Consider the following 13807-nt stretch of genomic DNA (forward strand, 5'->3'; position numbering starts at 1 on the left):
TCGCCCTCTGGCGTGGCGCCATCTCCGGCCATGTACATATAGCCATCATGGACGCCGACCACGCTCCGGCCGAATTCATTGCGCACGCTCAGGGCGCTGCCCGGATTGGCATAGGCGTCCTGGTAGTTGCGCTCCTCGGCAAGGCGCGGCTCGACCGACGGGTCGGCGAAATCGACCAGCCAGCGACGGATGACGCGGGTATCGCGATCATATTCCATGGAGAAGCCGAGCTGGCCTTCGGTGGTGAACTGGGTGCCGTAATAACGGTCCTCGGTTCGCAGGATCTCGGTCGGGTCGCCACTGAAGGGCGCTTCGAGCGCCCAGACACTGTCGCGCTGATCGGTTTCAACACGCGGATCACCATTGTCCAGCGCCTCCGCCCAGGTCAGACGGGCCGCATGACTGGCCTGCCAGCTGACCGAACGGCGACCGGTGACCACGCCGCCGATCGGCACATTATCGCCCAGGGGCTGACGGGCGATCGTTGCGACTTCATCGCCATCCGTGTCGATGACAAAGACCCGGTCCGGGAAGCGCGACCAGGGCACCTGGTAAGAAAAGGGTTCTTCCATCTCACCGACGAGAATGTAGTCCCCGCCCGGCGCCGGAGACGCCGAATAATAAAGACCCGGCTCACCGAGCTCCCGGACCCGCGTCCGGCCGCTGGTATTGACGACCGCGAGCTGGCTCGTGGCGAGCCAGGCAAAGAGGGCGGCATCATGGTCATCAGCCAGCAGGTCCTGATAGGTCCGCACCGGCGCTTCATAGCCGCTGGCTTCCTGCGTCACCGGGCCGGAAGGCACGCGCGGGCGCTCCGGCATGGCACCCCGATCCGGGTCCACCAGGTGAACAAGCAGGCGCTCGCCATCAGGCATCCAGTCAATCGGCGAGAAGACGGCATTGATACCAGCGTCGACCAGCTCGCGGGCTCGGGCGCGCTCGACATCAACGACCCACAGGCTGAGCTCGTCATTGCGGGTCATGACAAAGGCGATCTGCGACCCGTCCGGAGACCAGCTCGTATAGGAAATACCGGCATCGCTTGGCAGAGAAATCCGGCGTTCCTCACCGCTCTCCAGATCCATCAGCGAGAGACCCACCACCGAGCGAGGGCCATGGCGACCATTCAGCGTCGCATCCAGCCGCAGGCCGGCAAGGCGTTCCATCGGACGGGCGAGCTCGGCGACCGGCGGCAGGGCCTCGCGATGCATGAGAAGCAGCGTGTCGCGCGCCGGCGAGAGCGAGGTCCAGGGCGAGGGCGCCGCGTCCACGATGTCGATAATGTCCTGGGGTGGCAGGCGATAAGGATCCTGCGCGGCGACCGGTGCGACCCAGAAGGCAGACGCCGCCACCAGTCCCAGCCCGGCCCTGAGGCCGGTTTTCATCATCGATTTCAGCATCACGAACTCCCCGAATATGTGTCCCGGGGAAGATAGGCGGACGCGGCCCGGTTTCGTCTAAAGTTTTTGTAATGTGTCACCGAGCTCCGGCGCCCTGGACGAACGGGGTGCCGCTTCGGTCGTTACAGCCGGGGCCAATGCCTTCATGCCCATGACCAGGCGCAGGACCGGGATCCGGCGCAGGACTTCAAATCCGATCGCGCAGCCGGCAATGGTGGTCGCCTCGATGATCACGAATTCCGTCCAGACACCAAAGCCCGCATCCCGGATCGCAAAGCCGACCGACACGATCAGGGTCTGATGCAGGATGTACCAGGGGAAGACCGCCGCGGTGAGATAGCGACGAACCGGACCGTCATGGTCCAGCCAGCGCCGTGCCGCGCCCAGCAGCGTCAGGATGATCGTCCACATGAACACGATCCGGCCGATCCGGGCGATCCAGAGAAGAACGGGCTCGGACGCTGCGAACTCGATATTGGTGTAGGCCCAGAAGAGGTAGGCGACCAAGCTGACAGTCACACCCGCGGCGACCGGCAATGCACGGTCCACCGCGGTCCAGAAGCCGTCATTCTTGGCGAGAACATAGCCGAACAACACCATTGTGAGCGAGTGCGCGTGATTGGCCCAATCGTCGAACAGGGCGTGCGTGGTCGGGAATTGGTCGGCGAGCGTGAACCGGATCACGAGGAAGGGCAGGAGTGGCAGAATGATAAACCCTGCCAAGCCGAGTCCGCTGCCTGCCGCGCCGCGTCCAAGCCCCCGCAAGACCTTGCTGTCCGCCAGCCGGCGCAAGAAGGGCAGGACCGGAGCCAGGACCAGGCAGTAAACGAAGAGATAGACGACGTACCAGAGATGGTTCCAGGTCGGCGTGTGCAGCTCCCATGGCCCCGCCCATTCACCCGCATACTGGCGATAGAACGCCCACCAGCCCGGATCGATCAGTCCGGCGATGCGCAGCTCGGAATAGGATTGCGGGGGGACGATCACATACATGCCGAACAGGATGACCGGGAAAAGCCGCCAGGCCCTGTCGGCCGCGAACCGACCACTGCCCAGCTTGTCCGAGAGAAAGCGGATGGCGACGCCCGAGATCAGAAAGAGCAGCGGCAGGCGCCAGGGACTGGAGAGCCACATGAAGGGCTCCATCGCGTCATTCGCGTGGAGACTCTTGGCGTGCCAGCCCTCCGTGTTGAAGAACATCCCCGTGTGATAGAGGATCAACAGGAGAAAGACCCCGATACGCAGCCAGTCGATACCGTAATGCCGGATCGAGGCGGATTGGGCGCCGGATGGGGGGCTGGATTGGCGGGCGGTTTCGTGGGTCATGGCAACACTCCTCAAGTGCCAACACCTTTCGCGCAGCCCGGGTCTCGCCGCCAGCGCCGGGTGATTACCGGCAGTCCGGCGGGGCCAGCGGCTGCCAGTCTGTGACAAGCGGCGGCAAGCCGGGATGAGCGGCTGACGTCCCGCTTGCCGTTTTTCACACCGTGAGCGAGCATCCTGCGATGAACGACACACTGCCCTTTGACCGAGACCGTGCCCGCGCCGCCGAGCGCCGGGCCCTGTGGCTTGCCTGCCAGTTTGCCTGGCTGACGCTTCTGACCTTCTGGATCATCGCCTCGCTGTCGATCGACACCGAGTTCGCTCGGGCCGGCCGGGACAGCCCGCCTTTCTTCGCCTGGGTCACCGAGGGGTCAAGCGTCCTCATGACAGCCCTGATGGTCCCCGGCATGATGTGGCTGGGCCTGCGGGCGCCGCTGGAGCCCGGTCGGTGGCTATCATCCCTGCCTTGGCATCTGCTCGGCTTCCTCGCTTATACCAGCCTGCATGTATTGGGTATGGTGTTGATCCGCGAGGGTGTCTGGACCTTCGGCTATGGCAGCCAATACGAGTTCCTGGGCGATGCCCCGTGGCGCGAGATCATCTATGAAGCGCGCAAGGATCTGGGGACCTATGCCGGTTACCAGATCATCATGGCGGTCGCGCTGGCCCTCCAGATGCGGCGACTGGAAGTCGAGGCCGCGCGGGCCGAGGCCCGCAACTCCCATCGCGTGACCCTGAAATGCGGTGGCCGGACCCTGCGCATTGCTGCCCGGGAATTTCGCGCCGCGCAGGCGGCCGGGAATTACGTCGAGATACGTCTCGCAGGGGGCGAGCATCTCGCCCGCTCGACCCTGACCGAGCTGGAACGGCAACTGACCGATGCCGGTATTGATGTCGTCCGGGTCCACCGGTCGTGGCTGGTCAATCGCGACTCGATCACCGAGATCGCGCCAACCGGCGAGGGTGATGTCGCCATTACCCTGGATACGGGGTCGCAAATCCCGGGCAGTCGGCGCTATCGCGCCCGGCTGGACGCCGCCTGAATCGCGGCGTCGGCCCGGTCGGCGCGGCGATAGAGCCAGGCCGCGAACAGGAATCCGGAGCCGAAGACGGCGGTGATGACCAGGACATCAGCCGGCCAAACGGGTCCGTCCTCTCCCCAGCCAAGCCCGATCGCCAATCCTGCCGTCAGACCCATGAATCCCGCCGAGGCCAGACTGGCCAGGCACATGGCCCGCCGCCGCCAGCGTGACGCCGCCACGCCGATCAGGGCCATGGCAGGCAAGGCGAGATAGAGAAGATTGGCGTCCTGCTCCGCCGCACCGATGACACCGACGGCACCATTGACCCAGAACAACAGGACATTGCCACCGATCATCCCGAAATCAGCCAGTCGCCGAGCCCAGTGCCGACCCGGTCGCAAAAGCCACCACAGACCCGACCCAAGAACCAGCAGAAGGGCACCGGCGACCACATAGTCAAGCAAGGTCCAGTTCATGTCCGCTCTCCGTCTTGCCCGGCGCCGATTATGGTCTGCGTTCCAGGCTTTGCGACGCGGGCACGAAAAACCCCGCCGGATTGCTCCGGCGGGGTCTTCTTGATCAATCGATCGAAGCCGGCAGCTTATTCAGCGCCGTCTTCTTTCTTGACCTCTTCACCGGTTTCCTGGTCGACGACTTTCATCGACAGGCGAACCTTGCCGCGATCGTCAAAGCCGAGAAGTTTCACATAAACTTCCTGACCTTCAGACACCACGTCAGACGGATGGTTCACGCGTTCAGCCTTGAGCTGCGACACGTGGACGAGACCGTCCTTGGGACCGAAGAAGTTCACGAAGGCGCCGAAGTCCATGACCTTGACGACCTTGCCCTTGTAGACCTTGCCTTCTTCCGGCTCAGCCGTGAGGCCGTGGATCCAGTCGAGGGCTGCCTTGATCGAAGCGCCGTCCGAGGACGAGACCTTGATCACGCCGTCGTCATTGACGTCGACCTTGGCACCCGTGGTTTCGACGATCTCGCGGATCACCTTGCCGCCCGAACCGATCACGTCGCGGATCTTGTCGGTCGGAATGGTGATGGTTTCGATGCGAGGCGCGAATTCACCCAGCTCGGTCCGGGCTTCGCCCAGAGCCTTGCCCATCTCTTCGAGGATGTGCAGACGACCACCGCTGGCCTGGGCCAGGGCTGTCTTCATGATCTCCTCGTCGATACCGGCGATCTTGATGTCCATCTGCAGCGAGGTGACACCCTCGGTGGTACCAGCCACCTTGAAGTCCATGTCGCCGAGATGATCCTCATCACCCAGGATGTCGGAGAGAACAGCAATGCCCTCCGGATCCTTGATCAGGCCCATGGCGATGCCAGAGACCGGACGGGTGATCGGCACGCCGGCATCCATCATGGACAGCGAAGCGCCGCAGACCGTGGCCATCGAGGACGAGCCGTTCGACTCGGTGATCTCGGAGACCAGGCGGATCGTGTAAGGGAAGTCTTCCTTGGTCGGAAGGACCGCCTTCACCGCACGCCAGGCAAGTTTGCCGTGGCCGATTTCCCGACGACCCGGAGCGAGACGGAATGACGTCTCACCGACCGAATAGGGCGGGAAGTTATAGTGCAGCATGAAGCGTTCTTTGTAGGTTCCCGTCAGGGCGTCGATGAATTGCTCATCTTCGCCTGTGCCCAGGGTCGCGACGACCAGGGCCTGGGTTTCCCCACGCGTGAACAGGGCAGAACCGTGCGTCCGCGGCAGGATGCCGGCTTCGGACACGATCGAGCGCACCTGATCGAGGGAACGACCATCGATGCGCTTGCCGGTCTTGATGATGCCACCGCGAACGATGGAGCTCTCGACCGCTTTCATGACGTCCTTGAGGGTCGTCATGTCGATGCCGTCCGGACGATCTTCCGTCTGGAGCAGGGCTTCGACAGCCTTGTCTTTCGCCGCACCGACCGCCTTGTAGCGCTCGGTCTTGTCGACGATCGTGTAGGCAGCGGCCAGATCGTCACCGATCAGGTCACGAACCTTGGCTTCCTCGGCCGAGTGATCAGCCGGAGCGTAATCCCAAGGTTCCTTGGCAGCGCGTTCGGCCAGCTTGATGATCATGTCGATCACCGGCTGGAAGGCCTTGTGACCGGCCATGACAGCGCCAAGCATGACGTCCTCGGAAAGCTCCTTGGCTTCCGATTCCACCATCATGACCGCGTCCTGCGTACCGGCAACAACGAGGTCGAGCTCGCTGTCTTCCATCTCGTCGCAAGGCGGGTTGATGATGTATTCGCCGTCCTTGTAGCCGACGCGAGCCGCGCCGATCGGACCCATGAAGGGCAGACCGGACAGGACGAGCGCCGCAGAAGCACCGATCATGCCGACAATGTCGGGATCGTTTTCAAGGTCGTGCGACAGGACGGTGAGCATCACCTGGACTTCATTCTTGAAGCCCTTGACGAACAGCGGACGGATCGGACGGTCGATGAGACGCGAGGTGAGCGTCTCCTTGTCCGTCGGACGGCCTTCACGCTTGAAGAAGCCGCCGGGGATCTTGCCGGCTGCGAAGTATTTTTCCTGGTAATTGACCGTCAGCGGGAAGAAATCGACTCCCGGCTTGGCCTGTTTGACGCCGACGGCGGTGGCGAGAACTGTGGTCTCGCCATAGGACACCATAACGGCGCCGTCAGCCTGGCGGGCGACCCGCCCGGTTTCGATGGTAAGTGGGCGACCTGCCCACTCAATCGTTTCTTTCTGGATATCGAACATATCGTCTTTCGTACGGATGGCGTCGCGGATCAGCGGCGCAGACCCAGTTTCTCGATCAGAGCCTGATAACGGGCCACGTCCTTGTTCTTGACGTAGTCGAGAAGCCGGCGGCGCTGGGAGACCATCTTAAGAAGGCCGCGACGCGAGTGGTTGTCCTTCTTGTGGGTCTTGAAGTGCTCGGTAAGGTTGGCAATCCGGGTGGTCAGGATGGCCACTTGCACTTCCGGCGATCCCGTGTCGGTTTTGCCACGGGCATGTTCAGCGATCAGCGCGGATTTGCGCTCTTGCGTAATCGACATCGGGTTCTCCTAAACTCGTTATGTCGACTCCCTGAAATGTCAGGGAGTGAGGTTGAAAACACGCGAGGGCTGGAACTTTCCCGCCCTTGCGTCGCCGAGCGCCACTGCCACGCCGTCGCAAAGTGCCAAAGCGGTAAAGGTGCAGTCCTTGCCCGCAATTTCGCGAGGTCGGCGCTGCGCCTTGAGCTCTTGCGCTTGACGCGGGAGCAGGACGATCGGACGTCCTAGCTTCAACTGGAAGGATTCCTCTTCGGTTATGGCCAGCGCCGGGATGTCGTCCAGCGCGGTCTGAACCGGGAGCAGAGCTTCCGAAGCGGCGCCCTTATGAGCCATTTCTTCCAGTTCGTCCAGCCTTGTGGATTCTGCTTCCGTAAATCCAGCAACGCGAATCCGGCGCAGCGCGGCAACATGACCTTCCGTCCCCAGTGCATGGGCGATGTCTCGCGCCAGAGATCGGACGTAAGCGCCCTTGCCACAACGCATTTCCAGAACCGCCATATCCTCTGACGGACAGTCGAGAAGGCGCAGATCCTCGATGTGAACCTCGCGCGCTTCGAGCTGCACATCCGCGCCGCTGCGAGCCAGGTCATAGGCCCGTTCGCCGTCGACCTTGATCGCGGAGAATGCGGGCGGAACCTGCTGGATATTGCCGATGAAATCCGGCAATACCGCCTCGATCCGGTCGCGGCTCGGGCGGACCTCGCTCGTCGCGATGATCTCGCCTTCGCGATCAAGCGTCGTCGTCCGCTCTCCCCAGCGCACAGTGAAGCGGTAGATTTTCGACCCTTCCACAGCGAAAGGCACCGTTTTGGTCGCCTCGCCCAGCGCGATCGGCAGAATGCCGGAGGCCAGCGGATCAAGCGTTCCCGCATGCCCCGCCTTCCGCGCGTTGAAAATTCGCCGGACCGCCGAAACAGCCTGGGTTGATGTGATGTCGAGCGGCTTGTCGAGGATCACCCAGCCGTGAATATCCTCGCCCTTGCGACGTCTTCCCATGTCAGTCTCCATCTGGCGCCGGGGATCGGACCCGAACGCGGGAGGGGCGGACCTAGAGGATTGAGGCGGCTGAAGCAAGGGTCGCGGGCTTGCTGGGCAGGAGCGAAGCACCTAGTTGTGAAAGCCTGCACGAGGAGTTTTGCATGTTCCGAACCGCGCTTGCCGTGCTGGTCCTGACAATCGGCCTGACGACCGGAAGCTTGGCCCAGCCTGTCGCTGACGCTCGCCCGCTGGAGGACCGCGTGCGCGACTGGTTCGAACCGCTGGTGGAAACACGCGACTTTTCGGGCGTTATCATGATCCGCCAGGGTGACAATCTTCCCGCAGCCCTGACCTTTGGCTATGCCGACTGGGTCACCGGCGAGCCGATGAGGGCAGACGCCCGCTTTCCCACCGGCTCGATTACCAAAAGCCTGACAGCAGCAATGGCGCATCAGCTGATCGATGAGGACCGCCTCGCGCCCGACACAGCCGTTTCGCGCTTTGTCCCGGAACTTGCCGGCTATGACAGGGTCCGGATCGGCGACATTCTCGGCCACACGGCCGGTTTGCCTCGGGACGTGCCGCCGGGTGCCCTTGCCGACAGCACCAGCGATACGCTTGTGGCCTGGCTGGCCGATCAGCCCGCTCCCGGTGCGGGGCCGCATGCCTATGCCTACTCCAATGTGGGTTATGGCCTGCTTGCCGTGATCATCGAGCGCGCCGTCAATGCCCGCTTCGAGACCTTGCTGACGACTGAATTCCTGATCCCGCTGGACCTTCAGAGAAGCCGGATCGTGCGCCAGGACGGGTCCACCCTCGCCGGTGTGCCGACGGGTTATAGCGCGGGACCGTTGCCGCTCGACCTGCGCGCGCCCATGGCCAACACGCCTGCCCTCGGGGCTTCCGGCCTGGTGGCTCCGGTGGAGGACTTGTTGCGATTGGCGGATGCGGTCGCGAGCCGCCGCATCGACCTGTTCGAGCCCGATGGCCGGATGACCGGCTCCTGGAGCGTTGAGCAATTGAACGGCGAAACCATCTATACCATTCAGGGGTCGGTTCCCGGATACAGCGCCGGCATCTCTGTTCTGCCCGGACGCGACATCACCATCGCCTATGGAACCAGTCTTGAATCCTATCCCAATTGGGAAATCCGGGACGTCCTGCACGCGCTTGCACTGGGACTGCCCGTCGCGCCCGCCGCCAGCCGCCCCGCCACCGATCGTCTGACCTCTGGCCATCTGGAAGCCGTCGGCACCTATTCAGGAAGCCCGTTCGGCCCGGTAGCGCTCAGGCAGACCGAGGGCGGGCTGGACCTGGTTCTGACGGAACGTGACTGGCGTTTCTACCTCACGCCAACCGGGATCGACACCTTCAACTGGCGGCTATTCAATACCGATATGACATTGGAGCGCGATGCAGCCGGGCGCGTGGCCGCGATCACGGCGAACCAGGCAGGGCTCACCGGAGACGGGCGTGCCTACCGCCTCGAACGCACCGACTTGCCGCCCTTGCCGCCAGCCGCAACCGAGACGACCGAGAACTAGTCTTCGGTGTTGCCGGGCTGATCCTCGTCCGCATCCAGGTCGCGCCGGACCTGAGGCCGGTTGAGCAGATCATCGACATGACTGGCCGTGTCGAAGGAATTGTCCGGATGGAAGTGCAGTTCCGGCGTGAACTTCATCTCGATCTCGCGACCGAGACGTCCGCGCAAGAAACCGGCACAGCGGTTGAGGCCTGCGGCGAGCTTTGCCGAGTCACCGCGACCGAGCGGGGCCACATAGACCTTGGCAGTCCGCAGGTCCGGGCTGGGGCGAACCTCTGTCACCGAGATCAGCTGACCTTCCAGGTCCGGGTCACGCAACTCCTCACGTGTCAGAATACCGACAAGGGCATGACGAACGAGTTCACCGGCGCGCAATTGGCGCTGGCTCGGGGCTTTCGGCGTCTGGGTCTTGCGGCGGGCCATGCGGATCTCCATCCCGGCGGAAGCGAGGCGCGCGGGTGTACGCCCCTTGGCCGGGTGATGCAAGACCTGCCCGAAAGGGGGCATTCGTCCCTCGACCTCCCGGGCTCATCACTTTCGCCGCCCGCCCCCCTTTACCGGGACAGCTCTGGCAGCGCTATTCGGCCCGACACGCCGCCGGCAGGAGCGGCCAAGGACAATTCCAGGACACACAGAGACCATGTATCGACTGACCACCCTCTCGCTGGCCATAGCCGGCTGTCTGACCGGCCTGGCGGCCGCATCGGCCGATCATCATGCCGAGACACCTCGAGCCATCGCCGAGGCCTGGCTCGAAGCCTATTCGAACCAGGACTTCGAAGGGATGACCGCGCTGATGACCGAAGACACGGTCTTCGTGGATCCGACCTCATTCGATATCGCGGCGATCACCAACCGGATCGAGTGGCAGGGCCCGGACGCCATCACATCCGGTGTCGGCGCCTGGGGCATCAACCATGGCCGTTACACGATCGAGCGAAGCTATGAATCGTCGGGGCGCGTCATCTTCAATGGCCATATCGACGTGATCTATGGTGAAGGCGAGGGGGCGCAGGCCTTCCGCTACCCGATAACCACCATCATCACAGTCGCGGACGGCCATGTCGCCGAGCATCGTGACTATACCGACTTCAACGGCGCCAGCCGTATTCCCGCACCTCACTGATCCGTTACGGGGCGGTCTGTCTGCCCCTTGAGATGGTCCGAGCAGGGTGTGTGCCCCCTGCCCGGACCGGGCCGGTGGCTCGGGGATGTACTGCCCGAGCCAAAATCCCCGGGCCACCGGCCTGATACCGTCCGCTTTTTTTGGAGCCCAAGCCTGATGACGATGAAATCTGTACTCGCAGGACTAGCCTGCACCGCTGCCCTGATGCTGGCTCCGACGGCCCTCGCCCAGGGCGAGGCCAATCTCGCCGCTGAAGAAATCGCCCGCACTTATATGGCGCATTATTCCAACCTTGAGCTCGACGCGATGGAAGCCATGCTGGCCGATGATGTCGCTTTCCGCGACCCAACGGCCGAGACGGAGGAGCATGGGTTTGACGGACTGACCAGCGCAGGCCGCGATGCAATGATGGGATTGCTGCGGGAGTTCGTTGAGACCTACGACCCGATCGAGCTCGGTTTCGAGTGGGACCAGGTCTACACGTCAAACAGTCGCGTGATCTTCATCGGGCATGTCAACGCCCTCTACCCGACCCAGACCGAGGGGCAGAATTTCCGGTGGCGTTCCGACCAGGTCAGCGTCGTGACCGTACGGGACGGGATGGTGGTTCGCCATGATGACTTCGCGAATTACGCCACGCCCGAACAAGGGATGATCGCGGCCGAGCCCGGTCACTGATTGCGGCACATGCCCTCCCGCATGCGCGCACGAAAAAGGGCGGCCCGACCGGGCCGCCCTTTCTTGTTTCAGACTGATCCGGCGGATCAGGCTTCCAGCTTGCGCGCGACTTCGATGACCTCGAAGCACTCGATCTGGTCGCCCTTCTGCAAGTCTTCATAACGCTCGAACGCCATGCCGCACTCGGTGCCCGACTTGACCTCAGGCACTTCATCCTTGAAGCGCTTGAGCGTCTTGAGCTTGCCTTCGTGCAGCACTGTGTCGTCGCGCAGAAGACGGACGCCACAGCCCCGCTTGACGGTGCCTTCGGTCACCCGGCAACCCGCAACCTTGCCGGTCTTGGTGATGTTGAAGACTTCCAGGATCTCGGCGTAACCGATGAAGTTCTCGCGCTTCTCCGGCGCCAGCATGCCTTCCATCGTGTTCCGAACATCGTCGATCACATCATAGATCACCGAATAATAGCGGATCTCGACATGTTCGCGTTCGGCCAATGCGCGTGCCTGCTTGTTGGCGCGGACATTGAAGGCGAAGACCGGTGCGCCGGACGATTTGGCGAGCAGAACATCGCTTTCATTGACACCGCCCGGAGCCGCATGGACCACGCGGGCCCGGACTTCGTCATTGCCGATGCTTTCGAGCGACTGCTTGATGGCTTCGGCCGATCCCTGCACGTCTGCCTTGATCAGCAGCGGCATTTCCTGGGTCGCATCCTGCTTCAGACGCGCCATCATCTGTTCCAGCGAGGCGCCGGCAGACGAGGTCGCACCGGAGGCTTCACGCTCCTTGCGTTGGCGGTAGTCAGCGATCTCGCGAGCGCGGGACTCGCTGTCGAGAACAGCGAAGACCTCACCGGGATCCGGCGCACCGGCGAGACCCAGAATCTCGACCGGTACCGAAGGCCCGGCTTCATCGAGCTGTTGGCCGCGCTCATTGACGAGCGCGCGCACACGGCCCCACTGAGCGCCGGCGACGAGGATGTCACCGCGCTTGAGCGTGCCACGACGAACCAGAAGGGTCGCGACCGGGCCACGGCCCTTGTCGACCTGGCTTTCGATCACGATGCCTTCGGCACTGCGCTCCGCATTGGCCTTCAGGTCGAGCAATTCGGCCTGCAGGTTGATGGCCTCGGTCAGCTCGTCCAGCCCGTCGCCCGTCTTGGCAGAGACATTGACCGACTGCACTTCACCCGACATCGCCTCGACGACGATTTCGTGTTGCAGGAGATCGGTCAGGACTTTTTGCGGATTGGCTTCATGCTTGTCGCACTTGTTGACCGCCACGATGATCGGCGTGCCTGCCGCCTTGGCGTGATTGATCGCCTCGATGGTCTGCGGCTTGACCGAGTCATCGGCTGCCACGACGAGGATCACGATATCGGTCGCCATGGCCCCGCGCGAACGCATGGCCGAGAAAGCGGCGTGGCCCGGCGTGTCGAGGAAGGTGATCTTCTCGCCGCCCTTGAGCTGTACCTGGTAGGCACCGATATGCTGCGTGATGCCGCCGGCTTCGCCCGATGCGGTATCGGTCGAGCGCAACGCGTCGAGCAGAGACGTCTTGCCGTGGTCGACATGACCCATGACGGCGATGACCGGGGCGCGCGGCGCCTTCGCTTCATCAGCATCATCATCGGCGATGAAGCCTTCTTCGACGTCAGCTTCCGACACGCGCTTCACGATATGGCCGAAATCCTCGACCACCAGTTCCGCGGTATCGGCATCCAGCACATCATTCACGCGGACCATCTGGCCCTGCTTCATGAGATACTTGATGACGTCGACAGCCCGTTCCGCCATCCGGTTGGCCAGATCGGCCACGGTAATGGCTTCCGGCACGATGACTTCGCGTTCGATCTTGTCGCGACCGCCGGACGTGTCCTGGCGGCGCTGCTTCTCGCGCTCACGCGCACGGCGAACCGAGGCGAGCGAACGCTGACGCTCCTCATCACCTTCCAGAATGTTCTGGATGGTGAGCTTGCCGCGGCGGCGATTGTCGGTCTTGGCGCGCGCCGGTTGTTGCTTTGTCGCCGGGCCGGGGCCTGCTCCGCCGCCCTTGCGCTTCACACGACCACCGAGCGCTTCGAGCGCGCTGGCCTCGTCCATCGGGACAACTTCCGGCGTCCGCTTCTCGTCCTTGGCCGGCGGGCGGCGGCGCGACGAATCGTCATCGCGCTTGCGACCGCTATCCTTGGCGGCCTTGGCTTCTTCGGCCTCGGCTTTCAGGCGCGCCTCTTCCTCGACGGCGCGTCGGGCAGCCTCTTCGGCTTCCTCGACTTCGCGCGCCGCACGTTCGCGCTTCTCTTCGAGCTGGCGACGTTCGTCGGCAGCGCGCTGCTGCATCGCGGCGTCTGCCTGCTTCTTCTGGGCTTCCCGATCGGCAGCCTCGGCACGAGCCCGGGCGATGGCCCGCTGGCGCGCAACGAGTTCCTCTTCGGACAGGCCGAGCTGGCGCGCCTTGGCGGCCAGGGCGGATTCACCACCCTTGGCATTGCCAGACTGCTTGCCACCCGCGCCGCCATCCTTGGCAGGCGTTGCCACGCGCTTGCGCTTCTTCTCTACAACGACCGCCTTGGAGCGACCCCGCGCAAAGCTTTGCTGCACGGTGCCACCGCCGGAGCGTTTCAGAGAGAGCGGCCGGCGGCCGGAGGAGTTGTTGTCGTCTGCGTCGCTCATGCGAGCCTTCCAAATCGGCTTTCGTTCCGCGGGGC

The 13807-nt window shown here is 63.5% G+C and carries 12 protein-coding genes; 4 read left to right on the forward strand and 8 right to left on the reverse strand.

All coding sequences use genetic code 11. The features are described from left to right. Together QZ266_RS01560 and QZ266_RS01565 are read right to left on the reverse strand one after the other, a co-directional pair. The coding region (locus tag QZ266_RS01560) for a TolB family protein (protein ID WP_367178194.1) at positions 1-1400 on the reverse strand (1400 nt) is incomplete at its 3' end. Between the two features lie 57 nt (positions 1401-1457). Further along, positions 1458-2726 (reverse strand): acyltransferase, encoded by a 1269-nt coding sequence (locus QZ266_RS01565; RefSeq protein WP_295691045.1) that lies wholly within the window; start codon positions 2724-2726, stop codon positions 1458-1460. Positions 2727-2905: 179 nt separating this feature from the next. Between QZ266_RS01565 and QZ266_RS01570 the strand changes: the two genes are divergently transcribed. Beyond that, positions 2906-3766, forward strand: a complete 861-nt coding sequence (locus tag QZ266_RS01570; RefSeq protein WP_295691048.1) for a LytTR family DNA-binding domain-containing protein — start codon at positions 2906-2908, stop codon at positions 3764-3766. Here QZ266_RS01570 and QZ266_RS01575 read toward each other — a convergent pair. The 4 genes from QZ266_RS01575 to truB all read right to left on the reverse strand — a co-directional run bounded on the left by QZ266_RS01575 (position 3739) and on the right by truB (position 7771). Beyond that, the gene (locus QZ266_RS01575) at positions 3739-4221 is read right to left on the reverse strand and encodes a hypothetical protein (RefSeq protein WP_295691051.1); all 483 of its coding nucleotides are present in this window, start codon (positions 4219-4221) and stop codon (positions 3739-3741) included. The genes QZ266_RS01570 and QZ266_RS01575 overlap by 28 nt on opposite strands. Positions 4222-4346: 125 nt before the next feature. Beyond that, the gene (pnp, locus tag QZ266_RS01580; protein WP_295691053.1) at positions 4347-6476 is read right to left on the reverse strand and encodes a polyribonucleotide nucleotidyltransferase; all 2130 of its coding nucleotides are present in this window, start codon (positions 6474-6476) and stop codon (positions 4347-4349) included. 29 nt (positions 6477-6505) lie between these two features. Continuing rightward, positions 6506-6775 (reverse strand): 30S ribosomal protein S15, encoded by a 270-nt coding sequence (gene rpsO / locus QZ266_RS01585; protein WP_295691054.1) that lies wholly within the window; start codon positions 6773-6775, stop codon positions 6506-6508. Between the two features lie 39 nt (positions 6776-6814). Beyond that, entirely contained in the window at positions 6815-7771 is a 957-nt protein-coding gene (gene truB, locus QZ266_RS01590) for a tRNA pseudouridine(55) synthase TruB (RefSeq protein ID WP_367178195.1), read from the reverse strand. Positions 7772-7914: 143 nt separating this feature from the next. On the opposite strand from truB, the gene QZ266_RS01595 reads away from it, so the two are divergent. Continuing rightward, positions 7915-9297, forward strand: coding sequence for a serine hydrolase (locus QZ266_RS01595; protein WP_295691057.1), 1383 nt, complete (start codon positions 7915-7917; stop codon positions 9295-9297). On the opposite strand, the gene rbfA is transcribed toward QZ266_RS01595, so the two are convergent. Further along, positions 9294-9719, reverse strand: a complete 426-nt coding sequence (gene rbfA / locus QZ266_RS01600) for a 30S ribosome-binding factor RbfA (protein WP_295691058.1) — start codon at positions 9717-9719, stop codon at positions 9294-9296. The genes QZ266_RS01595 and rbfA overlap by 4 nt on opposite strands. A gap of 217 nt (positions 9720-9936) precedes the next feature. Between rbfA and QZ266_RS01605 the strand changes: the two genes are divergently transcribed. After that, complete coding sequence (locus QZ266_RS01605) at positions 9937-10422, forward strand: nuclear transport factor 2 family protein (protein WP_295691059.1); 486 nt, start codon at positions 9937-9939, stop codon at positions 10420-10422. Positions 10423-10578: 156 nt separating this feature from the next. After that, entirely contained in the window at positions 10579-11100 is a 522-nt protein-coding gene (locus QZ266_RS01610; RefSeq protein WP_295691060.1) for a nuclear transport factor 2 family protein, read from the forward strand. An 86-nt stretch (positions 11101-11186) separates the two neighbouring features. Here the strand turns inward: QZ266_RS01610 and infB are convergent, their stop codons facing one another. Further along, positions 11187-13772, reverse strand: coding sequence for a translation initiation factor IF-2 (gene infB / locus QZ266_RS01615; RefSeq protein WP_295691063.1), 2586 nt, complete (start codon positions 13770-13772; stop codon positions 11187-11189). Between the last annotated feature and the right edge of the window lie 35 nt (positions 13773-13807).

This window comes from uncultured Maricaulis sp. (assembly GCF_905480005.1).
Classification (GTDB): Bacteria; Pseudomonadota; Alphaproteobacteria; order Caulobacterales; family Maricaulaceae; genus Maricaulis.